The 18,558-nt window shown below is 32.8% G+C and carries 19 protein-coding genes and 1 tRNA gene; 17 read left to right on the top strand and 3 right to left on the bottom strand.

Features of this window, described 5'->3' with window-relative positions:
- The first annotated feature begins 55 nt into the window (after positions 1 to 55).
- From CLU81_RS10620 to CLU81_RS10600, 5 genes are all read left to right on the top strand, one after another.
- Positions 56 to 1,060, top strand: coding sequence for a hypothetical protein (locus CLU81_RS10620; RefSeq protein WP_099709773.1), 1,005 nt, complete (start codon positions 56 to 58; stop codon positions 1,058 to 1,060).
- Complete coding sequence (locus tag CLU81_RS10615) at positions 1,020 to 3,395, top strand: hypothetical protein (RefSeq protein ID WP_099709772.1); 2,376 nt, start codon at positions 1,020 to 1,022, stop codon at positions 3,393 to 3,395. Before CLU81_RS10620 ends, CLU81_RS10615 begins: the two co-directional genes overlap by 41 nt.
- A gap of 32 nt (positions 3,396 to 3,427) precedes the next feature.
- The gene (gene mce / locus CLU81_RS10610; protein ID WP_099709771.1) at positions 3,428 to 3,832 is read left to right on the top strand and encodes a methylmalonyl-CoA epimerase; all 405 of its coding nucleotides are present in this window, start codon (positions 3,428 to 3,430) and stop codon (positions 3,830 to 3,832) included.
- A 148-nt stretch (positions 3,833 to 3,980) separates the two neighbouring features.
- Positions 3,981 to 4,054 (top strand) — tRNA-Ile (locus CLU81_RS10605).
- Between the two features lie 175 nt (positions 4,055 to 4,229).
- The gene (locus tag CLU81_RS10600; RefSeq protein ID WP_099709770.1) at positions 4,230 to 4,469 is read left to right on the top strand and encodes a hypothetical protein; all 240 of its coding nucleotides are present in this window, start codon (positions 4,230 to 4,232) and stop codon (positions 4,467 to 4,469) included.
- A gap of 37 nt (positions 4,470 to 4,506) precedes the next feature.
- Here CLU81_RS10600 and CLU81_RS10595 read toward each other — a convergent pair whose 3' ends face one another.
- Positions 4,507 to 5,097: a riboflavin synthase gene (locus tag CLU81_RS10595; RefSeq protein ID WP_099709769.1), complete on the bottom strand. Its 591-nt coding sequence runs from the start codon at positions 5,095 to 5,097 to the stop codon at positions 4,507 to 4,509.
- Between the two features lie 57 nt (positions 5,098 to 5,154).
- Between CLU81_RS10595 and pdxA the strand changes: the two genes are divergently transcribed.
- From pdxA to CLU81_RS10535, 12 genes are all read left to right on the top strand, one after another.
- The gene (pdxA, locus tag CLU81_RS10590) at positions 5,155 to 6,204 is read left to right on the top strand and encodes a 4-hydroxythreonine-4-phosphate dehydrogenase PdxA (protein ID WP_099709768.1); all 1,050 of its coding nucleotides are present in this window, start codon (positions 5,155 to 5,157) and stop codon (positions 6,202 to 6,204) included.
- 106 nt (positions 6,205 to 6,310) lie between these two features.
- Positions 6,311 to 6,853 (top strand): DUF177 domain-containing protein, encoded by a 543-nt coding sequence (locus CLU81_RS10585; RefSeq protein ID WP_099709767.1) that lies wholly within the window; start codon positions 6,311 to 6,313, stop codon positions 6,851 to 6,853.
- 9 nt (positions 6,854 to 6,862) lie between these two features.
- Complete coding sequence (rpmF, locus tag CLU81_RS10580) at positions 6,863 to 7,057, top strand: 50S ribosomal protein L32 (protein ID WP_007137315.1); 195 nt, start codon at positions 6,863 to 6,865, stop codon at positions 7,055 to 7,057.
- Between the two features lie 174 nt (positions 7,058 to 7,231).
- Positions 7,232 to 8,230 carry a beta-ketoacyl-ACP synthase III gene (locus tag CLU81_RS10575; RefSeq protein WP_099709766.1) on the top strand — a complete coding sequence of 333 codons (999 nt, stop codon included), beginning with the start codon at positions 7,232 to 7,234 and terminating at the stop codon, positions 8,228 to 8,230.
- Between the two features lie 23 nt (positions 8,231 to 8,253).
- The gene (gene accB, locus CLU81_RS10570; RefSeq protein ID WP_099709765.1) at positions 8,254 to 8,742 is read left to right on the top strand and encodes an acetyl-CoA carboxylase biotin carboxyl carrier protein; all 489 of its coding nucleotides are present in this window, start codon (positions 8,254 to 8,256) and stop codon (positions 8,740 to 8,742) included.
- A 110-nt stretch (positions 8,743 to 8,852) separates the two neighbouring features.
- A complete protein-coding gene (gene accC / locus CLU81_RS10565; RefSeq protein ID WP_026983588.1) occupies positions 8,853 to 10,199 on the top strand; it encodes an acetyl-CoA carboxylase biotin carboxylase subunit in 1,347 nt (448 codons plus the stop codon).
- Positions 10,200 to 10,741: 542 nt separating this feature from the next.
- Positions 10,742 to 11,038 (top strand): hypothetical protein, encoded by a 297-nt coding sequence (locus CLU81_RS10560; RefSeq protein ID WP_099709764.1) that lies wholly within the window; start codon positions 10,742 to 10,744, stop codon positions 11,036 to 11,038.
- An 85-nt stretch (positions 11,039 to 11,123) separates the two neighbouring features.
- Entirely contained in the window at positions 11,124 to 11,420 is a 297-nt protein-coding gene (locus tag CLU81_RS10555) for a hypothetical protein (protein ID WP_099709763.1), read from the top strand.
- A 28-nt stretch (positions 11,421 to 11,448) separates the two neighbouring features.
- Positions 11,449 to 11,739 carry a hypothetical protein gene (locus tag CLU81_RS10550; RefSeq protein WP_099709762.1) on the top strand — a complete coding sequence of 97 codons (291 nt, stop codon included), beginning with the start codon at positions 11,449 to 11,451 and terminating at the stop codon, positions 11,737 to 11,739.
- A 28-nt stretch (positions 11,740 to 11,767) separates the two neighbouring features.
- Entirely contained in the window at positions 11,768 to 12,064 is a 297-nt protein-coding gene (locus tag CLU81_RS10545; RefSeq protein ID WP_099709761.1) for a PepSY-like domain-containing protein, read from the top strand.
- 14 nt (positions 12,065 to 12,078) lie between these two features.
- Positions 12,079 to 12,375: a hypothetical protein gene (locus tag CLU81_RS10540; RefSeq protein WP_099709760.1), complete on the top strand. Its 297-nt coding sequence runs from the start codon at positions 12,079 to 12,081 to the stop codon at positions 12,373 to 12,375.
- Positions 12,376 to 12,503: 128 nt separating this feature from the next.
- Positions 12,504 to 13,847: a sigma-54 dependent transcriptional regulator gene (locus CLU81_RS10535; protein WP_099709759.1), complete on the top strand. Its 1,344-nt coding sequence runs from the start codon at positions 12,504 to 12,506 to the stop codon at positions 13,845 to 13,847.
- Here the strand turns inward: CLU81_RS10535 and CLU81_RS10530 are convergent.
- Together CLU81_RS10530 and CLU81_RS10525 are read right to left on the bottom strand one after the other, a co-directional pair.
- Positions 13,844 to 16,282: an ATP-binding protein gene (locus tag CLU81_RS10530; RefSeq protein ID WP_099709758.1), complete on the bottom strand. Its 2,439-nt coding sequence runs from the start codon at positions 16,280 to 16,282 to the stop codon at positions 13,844 to 13,846. The two genes, CLU81_RS10535 and CLU81_RS10530, sit on opposite strands and share 4 nt — an antisense overlap.
- A 178-nt stretch (positions 16,283 to 16,460) precedes the next feature.
- Positions 16,461 to 18,362, bottom strand: coding sequence for a S9 family peptidase (locus CLU81_RS10525; RefSeq protein ID WP_099709757.1), 1,902 nt, complete (start codon positions 18,360 to 18,362; stop codon positions 16,461 to 16,463).
- Between the last annotated feature and the right edge of the window lie 196 nt (positions 18,363 to 18,558).

The raw sequence follows: 18,558 nt of genomic DNA, 5'->3' as shown, positions 1-18,558 counted from the left end.
TCGTCAGAATGATATAATTTCTTACTTTTGAGCTTAAATTTAATTTCTCTTAGTTTTGATAAAAAGGTTTTTCTGGTCCTTATTAGTTTTTTTACTGATAGCTTGCGGTAAAAACGAGAAACCAATAATTGCCTTTTATTATTGGAAAACCATCTTTAAACTATCCGAAAAAGAAACCGAAATTCTAAAGGATAATAATGTCAGGAAACTATATATACGGTATTTTGATATTAGTTTAAATCCCGAAAATCAACAGCCAATTCCGCTCAGTCCAATTCGTTTTCAGCAAAACGTGAATAATTTTAATATTGTTCCAGTCGTTTTTATACAAAACAAAGTCATGTTGTCGCCTGATTTAGATATTGATGATTTAGCGCAAAAAACTTTTTCATTAGTTGAAAAGATAAATTCTGCAAATAAAATTCAATGCAATGAAATTCAAATTGATTGCGATTGGAGCCTAAATAGCAAAGAGAATTATCTCAAGTTTATTGAACGATTTAAGAAACTTTCGCACAAGAAACTTTCGGCTACAATTCGCTTGCATCAAGTGAAATATTTCAAGAAGACAAAAATCCCCAACGTTGATTCCGGAGTTTTAATGTATTATAATATGGGGACAATCGCTCCGGATTCTTTGAACTCGATCTACAATAAAAAAATCGCAGATCGTTATCTTAAAAGTCTAAAGAAATATCCGTTGCATCTCGATTTGGCTTTGCCAATATATTCCTGGGGAGTTCATATCAGGAATCAAAAAGTAATTGGTTTGCGTTCTAAAATAAACGAGAGTGAACTTAAAAAAGATCAAAATTTTGAGCAGATAAATGCTGTTTTCTTTAAAGTAAAACAATCGAATTATAAAAATGGTATATTTTATGAAGAGAATGATTTACTGAAAATAGAAGCAATTTCGCCAGAAGATCTGTTTGAAATGGCAGGTGAATTGGACGAGAATCTGGCTCAAAAACCAAAAGAAATTATATTTTACGATTTAGACGAATTCAATTTAAAAAACTATGAAAAGAATATTTTTGAGCAAGTTATTTCTTGTTTCTAGCGTTGCTTTACTGTCTGTTTGCGGAATAATTTATGCTTGCGCCGATGGTGACGATTGGGATTATTTTGGTTATAATTCGAATTTTACTCCAGAAACATTTGCAGATAAATCATATTCGCCGCTTTTCTTGTCAGGCGCTATTTTTTACGGAATTGGATTTGATACACAACACAATTCCAGATTTAATGAAGACATAAAATCAGATTGGCAAAATTACTTAAAAGGCAAAGTAGATGCTGCAACGGTAAATTATTTTTTGATTGGAGATGAAATCAAGGATTATTATGCGAATAAAGACAAAACTTTTGCAAACAAAACCGAAATTACGCAACTTCATGGCTTTTATAAAACCAAAAAAGAGAATCAGACTTCTTTAAAATGGGGAAAGAAAATAAGTTTGAAAGATCCTAAAGTAAAAAGTTTTGTAGAGTTTTTGTATTTGGCTCAAAAGATAGAAACGGTTTCAATAGGAGACGATTATTGGAGTTATGATCCGGTTGTTGCAAAAACTTTTAAGGATTTGAAGATGATTCAGTCGATCGAAAATGTTTACAATACAACATCAGATTCATTCCTGAAAAACAGATATTGGTTCTTGACTATGAAGGCTTATTTTTATAGCAATAACAAACAGAAAGCGATTTTGTTTTTTAATAAAACAGAGAATTCAGTTGCCAAGAATACTTTGTATTATCGTGCATTAGCATATGTAGCGGGAATTAATTACCAGCAAAAAAAGTATGCAACTTCGAATTATTTGTATGCTTTGGTTTTTGATAAATGTCCGGAAATGAGAGTTGTTACGGCTTATAGTTTTCATCCAAAAAATGAAGCCGATTGGACTAAGTCTTTGGCTATGGCAAAAAACAATAAAGAAAAAGCGGCACTTTGGGCAGTTCATGGATATTATAAAGATGAAAGACAAGCAATTGAAAAAATCTACGAATTAGATCCTAAAAGCGAACATTTAAATTATTTGCTGACAAGATTGATTAATAAACAAGAACAGAATATTAATAATTCGTTTGCCGTAAAAACAAAGCCGGATGATTATAGTTCGCCTTCTGTTAGTCAGACTGTTGCTGAGAACAGAGCTGAAAATCAAGCTAAATTTGATAAAAAAGCATTTGATTTAGTTGCAAAAATTGCTGCTGCAGGAAATGCAGACAAACCTTATTTATGGGATATTTCATTGGGATATCTACAAACATTAAAAGGGGATTTTACAAATGCAGACACTAATTTTGACAAAGCCGAAAAAACTTTACCTAAAACAGAGTTAGCTGCATATCAGTTGAGGTTGCTTCGTTTTGTAAACAATATGAGTAAAATTGATAAACTCACAGATAAAAACGAGAAAACAATTCTGGCAGATTTAAATTGGCTGTATTACGAAATTCCAAAAACGTACAAAGGGGAGGAGTTTCGTTATCAAAATGCAGTTTCATGGAGCAAGAATTATTTAGCGGCACTTTACAAAGCCAAAGGAAATCCTGTTATGGTTGAATTATTTGGCGGAGATTCTCATTCTAATCCTTATTATTGGAGCGGAGGAAATTCATTCTATGACAACGAAAAGAACTTGTTGGACATGAAAACTTTTTTGGCTAAGCCAAATAAAACTGAAATCGAGAAAATTGCTTCCGGAATTTATAGTTTAAAATTGAAAGACATTAATAATTTTCAGGCAGTTCAGGCAACTTTTAAGAATAAGATTCCTGAAGCGATTGCTTTTATTCAGCAAACAGATTCTGTTCAGAATTATCAATTCTTAGGAAATCCGTTCAACGGAAATATTAAGGATTGTCACGATTGTGAACATGCTGCTTATCAGAAAAAGAAATATTCTCAGCTTGAGTTTTTAACTACTATAAAAGCGATGCAGGATAAATTGGCTCAAAAAGAAGACGTTTTTACGAATAGTTTATTGTTAGGAAATGCATTCTATAATATTACTCATTTTGGAAACGGCAGAACTTTTTACGAAATAAGTATTGTAGGTTATGGTTCCAGCCCGTATTCTTTCAGAGATTCTATGAAAAAGATGATTACCAACTGTGATCTTCCAAAAATGTATTATCAAAAAGCATTTGAAGCGGCAACTACAAAAGAACAGAAAGCAAAATGTGTTTATTTATTATCGAAATGCGAACGAAACGAATTTTATAATAATAAGTATAGTAATGTGACGAATTGGTGGAGTGTCGAAGATGATAAAATTAATTTTACGGCATGGAATGGTTTCAAAGCATTGAAAAAAGAATACTCAGACACTAAGTATTATCAAGATGTAATTGCAGAATGTGGTTATTTTAATACTTATATCAATCAATAAGCAAAAAAGGTGTCTTAATATAAATTAAAGAGATGGTAAATAAAATAGAACATATAGGAATTGCAGTAAAAAATATGGACGATGCAAATGTATTGTTCGAAAAGCTTTTGGGAGTTCCATCCTATAAAGAAGAGAAAGTGGAAAGTGAAGGTGTTTTGACTTCTTTTTTTCAAACGGGCACAAATAAAATTGAACTTTTGATGGCAACAAATCCGGAAAGTCCAATTGCTAAGTTTTTAGAAAAAAAAGGAGAAGGAATTCACCACATTGCTTTTGATGTAACAGATATATATGCAGAAATTGAACGATTGAAAAACGAAGGTTTTGTATTGATTAATGAAGTCCCTAAGAAAGGTGCAGATAATAAATTGGTTGTTTTTTTGCATCCAAAAAACACAAATGGAGTCTTAGTTGAGCTTTGTCAGGAAATTCAGTAAAGAAAATTGAAAATTTTATTTTTAAATAAGACATTGAAAATCAATTAATTTTTTGCTGAGACCAGTTATTATTTGAAATTAAATACAAATCATGTCTCAAAATATTTGGAGTGAATGAAAAATAGTAGTAATATTGCATCCTCAAACCGGTCCTATAGCTCAGCTGGTTAGAGCACCTGACTCATAATCAGGTGGTCCCTGGTTCGAGCCCAGGTGGGACCACAAAAAGCCTCATAATTTTATGGGGCTTTTTTTTGTTTAAAACATTGTATTTGTGCAAAAAACTTATACATTTGTCAAGTAATATCGCTGTAAACCATGGTTTTGTGCGAAATTTCAACAAAAGACCCCAAGTCTAACTTAATACACTGTGCTTGTTTGAGAGCATGTTATAATTATGAAAGTAATAAGAACTATTTTATTAGCTACTGTTTTGCTATTGGTCGATTCTACTTATGCTGACCCAAGTAATATGCCACCACCAAGTGGTAACGGATCTGGAACAGTTCAGCCTAATGCTGCACCGCCTGTAGGTGGAGCCCCAATTGATCAGAATCTTGTTTTTTTGATGATTGCCGGGTTAACTCTGGGAACGGTGTTTATATATAGAAATAAAATAAAAAAGGCTTCAATGTAAATTGAAGCCTTTTTTATGTAAAAAATATTGTAGGGAATTATTTGTTTATCGAATAAAGTCTCGAAATGTATTTTCCTACTACATCAAATTCTAAGTTTATTTTAGTTCCAATTTTAAAATCCTTAAAATTAGTATGCTCATATGTATAAGGAATAATTGAAACGCTAAATTCATTTGTTTTAGAATTTACCACCGTAAGGCTAACTCCATTAACAGTTATAGAACCTTTTTCTATAGTGATATTGCTTAGGTTTTTGTCGTATTCAAAGGTGTAATTCCAGCTTCCGTTTGCTTCTTCGATTTTGATACAGGTTCCGGTTTGGTCTACGTGACCCTGAACGATATGTCCGTCAAGACGATCTCCAAGCTTCATTCCTCTTTCCAGATTAACAATATCTCCGGTTTTCCAGTCTCCAATATTTGTTTTCAAAATAGTTTCGTCAATAGCGGTTACGGTATAAAACGAATCTTTTATTGCTACAACCGTCAGACATATTCCGTTGTGCGAAACGCTCTGGTCAATTTTTAATTCATTTGTGATAGAAGAATCAACAGTTATGTGAAGATTGCTTTGATCTTTTTGTATTTCGTGAATCCTTCCTAGGGTTTCTATAATTCCTGTAAACATTGTTGTTTTATTTTACTAAATTTGCACATCAAAATTAGTAATAAATAAGCTGAGCTCATGAATAAAAAAGCAGAAAATATAATTGTTGGAATTTCAATTGGAGATTTAAACGGTATTGGAAGCGAGGTTATACTTAAAACATTCGAGGATTCACGTATGTTAGAAATGTGTACGCCAGTTATTTTTGCAAACGCCAAAATACTTTCTTTCGTTAAGAAAAGCTTTACTTCGACAGTTCAATTTCACGGCGTTGATAAATTAGATCAGGTTTTGCCGGGAAAAGTAAATGTATTTAATCTTTGGAAAGAAGGAGTAGATATTAATCTGGGTAAAAATGATGAGAAAATTGGAGAATATGCAATAAAGTCATTTGTGGCTGCAACCAAAGCTTTGAAAGAAGGTACAATTGATGTTTTGGTAACAGCTCCAATCAATAAATATAATATTCAGTCAGAAGGATTTAAATTTCCGGGACATACAGATTATCTGGATCAGGAATTAGAAGGAAATGCATTAATGATGATGGTGCAGGACAATCTAAGAGTGGGTTTATTGACAGATCATGTTCCGTTAAGCGAAGTTTCATCGCATTTGACAGAAGAATTGATTACAAGAAAAATCGAAACCGTTAGAAAATCTTTAATTCAGGATTTTAGTATTGTAAAACCAAAAATTGCTGTTTTAGGATTAAATCCGCATGCTGGTGATGGTGGTGTTATAGGAAAAGAAGACGATTTGATTTTGAAGCCTACTTTAAAGAAATTATTTGATGCCGGAACAATGGTTTTTGGACCTTTTCCTGCGGATGGTTTTTTTGGAAGCGGTCAATATGAGAAATATGATGCTATTGTGGCAACTTATCACGATCAGGGATTAATTCCTTTTAAGACTTTGTCTTTTGGAAAAGGAGTCAATTATACAGCAGGTTTAAATAAAGTAAGAACTTCGCCGGATCACGGTACAGCGTACGATATTGCTGGAAAAGACATGGCAGATTTTAATTCATTTAAAGAGGCAGTTTATCTTGCGATTGATATTTTTAACTCGCGTAATCAGTATGAGGAGATTAGTAAAAAACCTCTTAAAATAAAAGAAAAACAGTTATAAACAAAAAAAGGTGAATAAGATTATTAGTTTTATAATAATTTTATATCTTTGCACCCCAATTCAGGTATCTGAGTTTTAGATACCAATTGGTCAAATTGATGTTGAAATGAGCAAAACAAAAGAATTTTTAATTCCTTTCATAGGATTAAAACTAGGAAAACACCATTTTGAGTATCAAATAAGTAACACGTTCTTTGAGAACTTTGATTACGACGAATTTCAAAGTTCGGATATCAAAGTAGGTTTAGTTTTAGATAAGAAAAGCAACATGTTAGAGTTGGAATTCAAACACAAAGGAACTGTAAATGTACCTTGTGATCTAACAGGCGAAGATTTTGATCTTCCTATAAAAGGGAAAATGAAATTAATTGTTCGTTTTGGAGATGAATTCAATAATGATAACGAAGAGTTGTTGATCCTGCCGCACGGAGAGCATGAAATAGATGTAATACAATACATTTATGAAATGATTGCACTTTCGGTACCGCTAAAACGAGTTCATCCAGGAGTAAAAGACGGAACTTTACAAAGTGAAGCTTTATCAAAACTGAATGAATTAAAAGTCAAAGAAGAAAAAGAAGAGAGTAAACAAGAAGAAGATATTGACCCGCGTTGGGACAAATTAAAGAAACTATTAACGGATAAATAATATAGTAAAATGGCACATCCTAAGAGAAAAATCTCGAAAACAAGAAGAGATAAGAGAAGAACACATTATAAAGCTACTGTAGCTCAAATCGCTACATGTCCTATTACTGGAGAAGCACATTTATACCACAGAGCTTACTGGCATGAAGGTAAAATGTATTACAGAGGGCAAGTTGTTATCGATAAATCTGTAGCGGTTGCTTAATACGTTTTCGTAAATGATACTAGAACTCTCACATAGTGAGAGTTTTTTTTGTTGGTTATAATTTTCTTTTTTTAAGAAAATGCATACAAATTCATTTCGTTTTTTTTTTGTAATTTTCAAGTCTTTTAAAAATTTTTCAGATACGATGTATTTGAAACGAAATAATAGAATATAATGAATACAATCACAGCCGCAATTACCGCTGTTGGAGGATACGTTCCAGACTTTGTACTTTCGAACAAAGTTTTAGAAACAATGGTCGATACCAATGACGAATGGATTACTACTCGTACCGGAATTAAAGAAAGAAGAATTCTTAAAGATGCTGACAAAGGAACATCGTTTCTTGGTATAAAAGCAGCACAGGATTTAATAGCAAAAGCTAATATTGATCCGTTAGAGATTGATATGATTATAATGGCAACAGCTACTGCAGATATGCCCGTGGCTTCTACAGGAGTTTTTGTTGCAACACAAATTGGCGCCACTAATGCATTTGCATATGATTTACAGGCGGCGTGCTCAAGTTTCTTATATGGTATGTCTACTGCTGCAGCTTATGTACAGTCAGGACGATACAAAAAAGTATTATTAATTGGTGCTGATAAAATGTCATCAATTGTAGATTATACAGACAGAGCAACTTGTATTATTTTTGGAGATGGAGCAGGAGCTGTTTTATTCGAACCAAATTATGAAGGCTTAGGCTTACAAGATGAATACCTACGAAGCGATGGTGTAGGACGCGATTTTCTTAAAATATCTGCCGGAGGTTCTCTAATACCAACTACTGAAGAGACCGTAAAAAATAAACTACACAATATTGTTCAGGACGGAAAAACCGTTTTTAAATTTGCTGTTACCAATATGGCTGATGCAAGTGAATTGATTCTGAAAAGAAACAATTTGACTAATGAAGATGTTAACTGGTTAGTACCACATCAGGCTAATAGACGTATTATAGATGCTACTGCTAGCAGAATGGAGCTTGAAGATTCAAAAGTATTAGTAAATATTGAAAAATATGGCAATACAACTTCAGCAACCTTGCCTTTAGTGTTAAATGACTTTGAACACCTACTTAAAAAAGGAGATAATATTATTTTTGCTGCTTTTGGTGGTGGATTCACTTGGGGATCTATTTACCTAAAATGGGCTTACGATAAGAAATAAATTAAAACTAAAATCAAATCATTATGGATTTAAAAGAAATTCAAAACCTAATTAAATTTGTAGCAAATTCGGGAGTTGCAGAAGTAAAGTTAGAAATGGATGATGTAAAAATCACTATCAGAACTACTTTAGAAGGAAATGTAACTGAAACGACTTATGTACAACAATTGCCAGCTCAGGCTGCGTTGCCTCAAGCAGTTGCTCCACAACAAACTGCTCCGGTTGTTGTAAATGTAAATAGTGAAGCGGCAGCTCCAGCTGAAGATTCTAAATTCATTACTATAAAATCTCCAATTATTGGAACTTTTTATAGAAAACCATCTCCGGACAAACCAGTTTTTACTGAAGTAGGAAGTACTATTGCAAAAGGTGATGTTCTTTGTGTAATTGAAGCAATGAAATTATTCAACGAAATCGAATCAGAAGTTTCAGGTAAAATTGTAAAAATTCTTGTTGACGATATGTCTCCTGTAGAATTTGACCAACCTTTATTCTTAGTTGATCCATCATAAATAAATTTAGATTTTAGATTTTAGATTTTAGAAGGATTCACAATCGAAATTTTGTTAATCATCTAAAATTATCTAATTATCAAATTGTCTAATTATCTAATTAAAATAAGATGTTTAAAAAAATATTAATTGCGAATAGAGGAGAAATTGCACTTCGTGTAATTCGTACATGTAAGGAAATGGGAATCAAAACTGTAGCAGTTTACTCTACAGCCGATGCAGAGAGTTTACATGTTAAGTTTGCTGATGAAGCGGTTTGTATTGGTCCCCCTCCAAGTAACTTATCGTATTTGAAAATGTCAAATATTATTGCTGCTGCAGAAATTACTAACGCAGACGCAATACATCCAGGATATGGATTTCTTTCTGAGAATGCTAAATTCTCAAAAATTTGTCAAGAGCATGGAATCAAATTTATTGGTGCCGCTCCTGAAATGATTGATAAAATGGGAGATAAAGCTTCTGCTAAAGCTACAATGAAAGCTGCGGGAGTTCCATGTGTACCAGGTTCTGACGGATTATTAGAATCTTTCGAACAAACACAAAAATTAGCTAAAGAATTTGGTTACCCGGTTATGCTTAAAGCTACCGCTGGTGGTGGTGGAAAAGGAATGCGTGCGGTGTGGAAAGAAGATGAATTATTGAAAGCATGGGAAAGTGCACGTCAGGAAGCTGCCGCTGCATTTGGAAATGACGGAATGTACATGGAGAAACTTATCGAAGAGCCACGTCATATCGAAATTCAGGTTGTTGGAGATTCATACGGAAAAGCATGTCACCTTTCTGAAAGAGACTGTTCAGTACAACGTCGTCACCAAAAATTGACTGAAGAAACACCTTCACCATTCATGACAGACGAATTGCGTGCTGCAATGGGAGAAGCTGCTGTAAAAGCGGCAGAATTCATTAAGTATGAAGGAGCTGGAACAGTAGAGTTTTTAGTGGACAAACACAGAAACTTCTATTTCATGGAAATGAATACGCGTATTCAGGTTGAGCACCCAATTACAGAACAAGTTATTGATTATGATTTGATTCGTGAGCAAATTATGGTTGCTGCCGGAATTCCAATTTCAGGAAAAAACTATTTACCACAATTACACGCAATTGAATGTCGTATTAATGCTGAAGATCCTTATAACGATTTTCGTCCTTCACCAGGAAAAATTACTACACTTCATATGCCAGGTGGACACGGAGTTCGTTTAGATACTCACGTTTATTCAGGTTATAGTATTCCGCCAAATTACGATTCAATGATCGCTAAGTTAATTACTACAGCACAATCTCGTGAAGAAGCTATTAGTAAAATGCGTAGAGCTCTTGATGAATTCGTTATCGAAGGTGTGAAAACTACAATACCTTTCCATAGACAATTAATGGATGATCCAAGATATATTGCAGGAGATTATACAACTGCATTTATGGATACTTTTAAAATGAATCCAATAGAATAATTATAAAAAGGCTGTCAATTTTTGACAGCCTTTTTTATTATATATGGTTTTGGGTTTATTTAATCTAATCAAATTGTATGTTATACTATTTAATATTCCGTAGGAATATTTGATCGGTAGAAAAAAATAATACAATTTTTGCGTTGTGTCCTGTAAGGACACTTGTTTCATTGAAATTAACCAAAACAGAATCTCTTTCGATTAATCAAACGTTCCTACGGAACGTATACTGCTGACTAAATTTAATCTACTACCAAGCAGACATTCCTACGGGATGATTATTTTCTAAACTAATCAGATATGCTTTAAAACTTATCGGGTTTTGTTGTTAAATGTATGATGTATACACTTTTAGTGTATATTTTTTACACGCTTTTTGAACACATTACACACTTTTTTGTAATTTTAAACAATAGTAATTTTTAATTAAAGCCTTTATTTATAGGTGTTTAATAGGTTTTGCGCATCATATTTAAGTAACGGCATAATAATTTCATTACCTAAAGCGTAAACAAACTATTAAATAATTAAAATATACTATTATGAAAAATCTATTTTTATCAGCCGCAATTGTTTTAGGAGGTTTAACTTCATTCGCTTCAACAGCTCCAATAACAAATACTATTGTAAAAACTATTGTAGTTTCAGACGAATATACAGAAATTAAATTGGAAGAATTACCGGCTCCAATTTCAGAAGCTTTGAAAAAAGCATATCCAACAGCAGTTATTACAAAAGCATATAAAAACGAAAAATCAGAATATAAATTAGACGTTACAGTTGGTGACAAAGTAGGAAATCTTTTTGCTAATGCAGATGGATCTTGGATTAAAAAATAATCAAGTAATTAATCTAAATCGATTCTCGTGAAGATTCAAATTAGCAATATCAGACTAAAATTAACAATACTAAAGTACAACTATCATGAAAAATTTATTTTTATCAGCCGCAATCGTTTTGGGAGGTTTAACATCATTTGCATCAACTTCTCCAATTTCAAATACAATCGTAAAAACAATTTCAGTTCAAGACGAGTACACTGAAATTAAATTAGAAGAAGTTCCAGTTGCAGTAACTGATGCTCTTAAAAAAGCATATCCAGACGCAATTCTTTCAAAAGCATTCAAAAATGCAAGTTCAGAATATAAATTAAGTGTTACAGTAGGAGACAAAGTAGGTTCTCTTTATGCTAAAGCAGATGGATCTTGGATCAAAAAATAATCAGGGCTAACCCTTAAAAACTATTACTATGAAAAAGTTAATCTTATCGGCAGCTATCGTTTTAGGAAGTTTGTCAATGCAAGCAGGAAATACTATCGTAACCAATTCAGTGTTGCAATCAGTAAATGTTCAGGATGATTATAAAGAAGTAGACGCTGTTCCGGCAGCAATAAAAACAGCTCTTGACAATGCATATCCGGGTGTAAAACTGGATAAAGCATATGTAAATTCAAAAAAAGAGTATAAAATTGAAATCACTGTTCGAGGCGAAAAATCTACTGTTTATACAGACGCTTCAGGTAACATTCTTAAGAAATAATTTAAACTAACTATAAAAACTATTTATTATGAAAAAGCTAATCTTATCTGCGGCAATCATTTTAGGAGGATTATCAGTTCAGGCAACCACGCCTGCGGTAAAAACTTCGATGACACAATCAGTAACTATTCAGGACGAATACACTGAAGTAGCTGCTGACGCTGTTCCGGCAGCCGTAAAATCGACTATCGAAAAATCTTTCCCGAACACGAAACTTGAAAAAGCGTACAAAAACGACAAGAATCAGTACAAACTTGAAATTTCAAGCGGAGACAAAAAGTACACTGTATTTACAGATGCTTCAGGAAACATCATTAAAAAATAATTAAAAAGAGCACTATGAAAAAGTTAATCTTATCAGCAGCGATCGTTCTTGGAAGTTTGTCAATTTACGCAAGTACACCGACAACTCCTGAACAAGCAAAAATGACTATTTCTATTCAAGCCGAATATACTGAAGTTAGTGCAGATGCTGTACCCGCTGCTGTAAAAACCGCTTTACAAACTGCTTATCCCGGTGCAAAACTGGACAAAGCGTTTGTTAACGAAAAGAAAGAATACAAATTAGAAATATCGGTTGGTGACCAAAAGGCTACTGTGTACTCAGATGTCAATGGCAACTGGTTGAAGATATAATTAGGTGAAATTAGATTTATGTTTTTGGTGAAAAAGAGATTGCTTCGAGCAATCTCTTTTTTTTTGCATAATTTTGTGAAAAGACAATTTTATTAGTATTATTTTAGCAAAAAAGTCCCTAAAAACAAATGCCAAAGATATTACTGATAGAAGATGATATTTCGTTTTGTAAATTATTAGAGAAATTTCTAGTAAAAAAAGCATTCGAAGTAACTATAGCTTTCTCAGCTGCAGAAGCCAAAATAGCAATCAAGAACGAATCCTTTGATTTGATTTTGACAGATCTTCGTTTGCCAGATTCTGACGGTATTGGACTGATGTCCGAATTTAAAATTTCTCACCCTCATATTCCTGTTATTCTTATGACAGGTTATTCAGATGTTAATACAGCCGTAAAAGCGATTAAAAACGGTGCTGCAGATTATATTTCGAAACCCTTTAACCCAGATGAGGTTTTGCTGGTTATTACCAATGCATTGCAAAATTCTGAAGTTGAAGAAACTCCCGTAAAAGAAAAGAAATCAAATAAAAAGCCGGTTGCAACAGAAAATGAATTTGTAAAAGGAATTTCTGTAGCTTCTAAGAAATTATTGGATCATATCCATTTGGTAAGTCCTACGGATATGTCAGTTTTGATTATCGGCGAAAGTGGAACAGGAAAAGAAATCATTGCCAAAAGTATTCATCAGCAAAGCACCAGAAAAAACAATAATTTTATTGCAGTTGATTGCGGAGCGATTCCGAAAGAATTGGCAGCAAGTGAATTTTTCGGACATTTAAAAGGATCTTTTACAGGCGCAATAAGTGATAAGATTGGTTATTTTGAAGCAGCAAATGGCGGAACTATATTTTTGGACGAAATAGGAAACCTTTCATACGAAAATCAAATTCAGTTGTTGAGAGCGCTTCAGGAACGAAAAATAAAACCAGTTGGAAGCAATAAAGAAATTAACGTCGATATAAGGATTATTACTGCAACAAACGAAGATTTGCGCGAAGCAGTAAAAAACGGCGATTTTAGAGAAGATTTATATCATAGAATCAATGAATTCTCTATTCTTTCTCCATCATTAAAAGATCGCGACGAAGATTTGATGGTTTTTGCAGATTATTTTCTGGAAAAAGCCAATCAGCAATTGAATAAAGATATAATTGGATTCTCACCGGAAGTCGTTACTATTTTCCAAAATTACAATTGGCCTGGAAATCTACGTGAATTGCAAAATTGCGTTAAACGTGCAACACTTTTATCTCAGGGAGATTATATTGAAAGCGATGTTTTGCCGGTAGAATTTTTTCAGATACAAAAGCAACAAAATGGCAATGGTAATTTTTCATTATCCGAAAACGAAAAAGAAGCAATTATTCATGCCTTGTCAAAAGCAAAGAATAATAAATCTGAAGCCGCAAAATTATTAAAAATTACCAGAAAGACACTTTACAATAAATTGAAGCAATATAATATCGATTAAAGAACTTCTTGTTTTAAGACTTCAAAAAGTGAATTGGTTTTTTCTTGTAAATCATTAAAAATACTTTTCATTTCGGAAATTTCAAAATCGTTTTTCTCCAGTTTTTTCAGAATATCACCAATTTCTCGTGCTTCAATTTGTTTGAACATAGGAGCAATTCTGTGCGCAATCGACTTGATTTCGTCTCTGTTTTCTTCATTAATTGCATTCTCCAGAAAAGTTAGATTTTCGACGCTGCTTTCTATAAACGATTTTATAACTTCTTTTAAAGCTTCATTATCATTGCCTAGAAATTCATTCAGCGTTTTTAACGAATACAATTGCGACGAAGTATTTTCGTCATTTCCTATAATTTCAGTATTAGGTAATTCGTCATTTTCAAGAATATGCCCAATCGTTTCCAATAATACTTTAGGAGAATATGGCTTTTTAATTACGGTTGTAAATCCGGCGTTAGAATAAACCGAAAAATCCAAATCAGTTCTTCCCGTTAATGCAATTACAGGTTGATTTTTATAAGTAGCATTTCCGGAATTTTTTAATTTCTCAAGAAAAGCAAAACCATCCATTTCCGGCATTTGGATATCTGTAATCACAAAGTCAAAAGAAGTGTTTTTAATTGCTTCAAGCGCTTTAATCGCACTATTAAACGACAATACATTATGACCTTCTTGTCTTAAAACACCGCTCGTTAAATTCAGAAGATTGATATCGTCATCAAGAACAATAAAAGTTTGTTTTTTAATATCTCTCGCGATTGTTTTTTTAACGTCAGGAATTGAATTTTGGCTGGTATCAAATAATAATGGAAGTTGGATTTCAAAAGTACTTCCTTTTCCAAAAGTACTTTCAAGTTGCAAATTTCCACCTAAAATAGAGATTATCTTCTGACAGATGGATAAGCCTAAACCTGTTCCTCCGTATTTTTTTTCGATACCTTCATTTGCCTGAGCAAATTCTTCAAAAACTAATTTCTGATTCGATTTTTCAATTCCAATTCCCGTGTCTTCAATTGTAATCGTAAAAAAGTTTTCATCACTAATATAAGCGCTGATTTTGATAAAACCTTCTTCCGTAAATTTATAGGCATTACCAATGATATTGCTCAAAATTTGTTTCAATCGAAACGGATCACCAACAATTCTTGAATTCAGTTTTTCGTCGACATTAATAATAAGATCGATATTCTTTTGTTTGTAAACTGTCTGAATACTTTTTGCAACTTCGTCAATAATTTCAGGCAAGAGAAATGGAACTTTTTCTATCGAAATTTTTCCGGCTTCAATCTGAGAAAAATCAAGTAAATCCTGAACCAATTGCGTAATATATTCGGAAGAATTTTTGATGTTTTTAATGAAATAAGATTGTTTCGTATTAACATCAGAATTACCCAAAAGTTCCGAATAACCTACAATTGTACTTAATGGCGTTTTTAAATCATGACTCACTGTCGAAATCAATTGTTCGCGACTTTTAAGCAAGTTTTTAGTTTTGAAATTGGCGATCTCAAGCTGTTTTTTATACAATTGCGATTTAGAGTAATCGCTCACAATCAAAATAGAGAAAAACAAAGTCAATACTAAACCAATAATAGCTGAAGCCGTTACAATTTCGTTGACTTTTTTAAGAGATTTTTCTTTTAAGGAATTATTTTTTATCGAGTTAATAATGATTTCTCTTTCGATAATTCGAAGTACTTTTCGAAGTTGTTCAGAGATTGCAATTTCATTCTTTAATAATTTATTTTCCTGAAAATTCAGAGATTCCTTTTTCTTTTCGGCTCTCATTTTTACAGAACTCAAAAGCTTTTTCGAGTTCGCAAGAATAGAATCCGAAGCTTGTTTGCTTAATGTATTTGTACTATCGTCAGGAATATTCTGATTGAGATAATCAACATATTTCTGAAGCACATTTTTTTGATAACTTCCTAATTGGTTTGGGTTTTTAGTAAAATCCTGAAGTTCTAATTTTCGAAGTTTAAACTCCATTTTTGTGATTTCATCAATTGCAGTATTTACAGAAACTTCGTCGTCAGCTTTGTTTTTTATTGTTTTTAATTGCTGAATGTTTTTAGTTTTTTCAGACAAATAATAAGTAACACTATCTAATAATGTCTTTTGATATTGAGTCGTAACAATTTGTTTTAAAGTATCGATTCGGGATTTTAAAGAATCTGTTTCAACGAGATAACTTTTGAAGTCTTCTTCAGAGTTTGTCTGAATTGTTTTTCTCGCCAAACTCTCCGTTTTATAGACATTAGAGAATAATTTACTAACTCTAAGAATTTTGGTTTTTTCGAATGCAATTTTATCTTCTAATTTATTATAAACTACATTTTCCGAATATAAAAACCATCCAACAGTAACAACCAAAGCCAGTAATGCAACATAACTGAAGAGGACTTTTAACGCTGTGTAACTTTTTTTGCTCTCCATAAATGTATTAGTAGGATTTGGAAATTCTTGTATAAAGTAATGAACTGCAATTTATTTAAAAAAAACTGTTTTAAAAAGATAAATTAATGCTAATGTCTTACATAATTCAAAGGTCAGAAAAACAAAAAAGCCGCAGATTATATAAAATCTGCGGCTTTTTTTATTGTAATTTATGTTGTTAAAGTGTTTCTTCTAACCATTTAAAAAATTCACCTTGCCAAACCTGAGCATTTTGTGGTTTTAAAACCCAGTGATTTTCATCAGGGAAATAAACCAAACGACTCTTGATTCCTCTTAATTGAGCAGCCTGAAAAGCCTCTTGTCCTTGTCCAATTGGCACACGGAAATCTTTTCCACCCTGAACAATTAAAATAGGTTTGTTCCAGTTTTGAACCAAAGTTGCAGGATTAAAAGTAGTGTACGCTTTTTGAGCGACAGCATTGTCTTTTTCCCAATAAGCACCACCAAAATCCCAGTTGTTAAAGAAAACCTCTTCAGTAGTTCCCAACATACTTACCGTGTTGAAAACACCATCGTGAGCGATAAAAGTTTTGAAACGGTTTTTATGAATTCCAGCCAAATAAAATACTGAATATCCTCCGTAACTTGCACCAACGCAACCTAAACGAGATTTATCAACATAGTTTTCTTTAGACACATCGTCAATTGCAGAAAGGTAATCGTCCATAACTTGCCCGCCCCAATCTTTACTAATTTGCTCGTTCCATTCAACACCATGTCCAGGCATTCCGCGACGGTTTGGTGCAACAACAACATAACCTTTAGCAGCCATTAATTGAAAATTCCAACGGAAAGAATACGATTGTGTCAACGCAGATTGTGGTCCGCCCTGGCAAAATAATAAAGTTGGATATTTTTTAGAAGCATCAAAATTTGGAGGTAAAATCACCCAAACCAACATTTTTTTACCGTCAGTAGTGGTAACATAACGTTTCTCGGTTTTGCTAACCGCTACAGTTTTGTATGTTTCAGTATTTACATTAGACAATTGTTTCCAAGTGTTTTTCTTCAAATTAAAAGAAAAAATCTCCGGAGCGTGATTCATGTCATTTCTGGTAACAATAATATCGTCGCCAGCAAAACCAACTAAATCATTAACATCAAAATCTCCGTTTGTCAATTGACGAACCTGAATTGCAATTCTTGTTAATCCTGGAAAGTTTACTGTGAAAAGTTGTTTTGTACCATCAACCGGAGCTACAAAAAATACATTTTTGCCGTCTTTACTCCAGATAAAATTATCTACAGTTCCGTCCCAATTTGCCGTTAAGTTTGTTTTGATACCTTTAAACTCAACAATAATATCATTTTTATCCGCTTCATAACCGTCACGTTTCATTTGCAACCAAGTCAGGTTTCCTGTTGGAGAAAATTGCGGAGCAGTATCGTAACCCAAATTACCTTCGGTTCTGTTTACCGTTTTTTGAGTCTCTAAGTTGTACTCATAAATATCAGTGTTTGTAGAAATTGCGTATTGTGTTCCTGCTTTTTTCTTGCAAACATACAAGATACTTTTACCGTCAGGAGACCAGATATAATCTTCGTCGCCACCAAAAGGTTTCTGCGGAGAATCGAAATTTTCACCTTTTAAAATGTCAATTCCAGTTGCGCCATCTTTGTTTTCTTTATAAAAAACGTGGTTAAATTTACCTTCGTTCCAAGTATCCCAGTGGCGGTAATCTAAACCGTCATAAATCTGAACTTCTGATTTGTCTAATTTTGGATAAAAATCTTTACCTAAAACTTTGTCGATTTTCACCTCTTCATTATACATTAAAAATTTTCCGTCAGGCGAAACATTTTTGTCAGCCAAAATTTCTTTTGTATCCTTAATTTCAGTTGCATTTCCGCCATTTACAGGTACAATATAAAATTTAGAATGCGATTTGTTTTCTTCTACCGAAGGAGTAGAAACTTTAAAAACTACATTTTTCGCATCTTTTGAAAGACCAAGAGCACTTACTCTTCCTAATTTCCATAACAATTCAGGAGACATTACAGTCTGTCCAATGGCGTTTAAACTCATCATTATTAAGGTTGTAAATAATACTTTTTTCATAATAAAATTCTAATATTCGTGGGGCTAAAAATACAACTTTTAAATACCAATCTTTAAATTCCAAATCCCAATTATTGTTAAAAGTTATCCTCTTTTATATAAATTGCCACTTTGAGCGATTCAAAAGTTTCGGGATTGCTTAGAGTGACAAAAGAAAAATTTAAATGAACTTATATAACTTATATGGTGAAACAAA

The organism is Flavobacterium sp. 9 (assembly GCF_002754195.1).
GTDB lineage: Bacteria > Bacteroidota > Bacteroidia > Flavobacteriales > Flavobacteriaceae > Flavobacterium.
The sequence above is the reverse complement of the archived record's forward strand: the minus strand, read 5'-3'. Positions and strand labels throughout refer to the sequence as shown.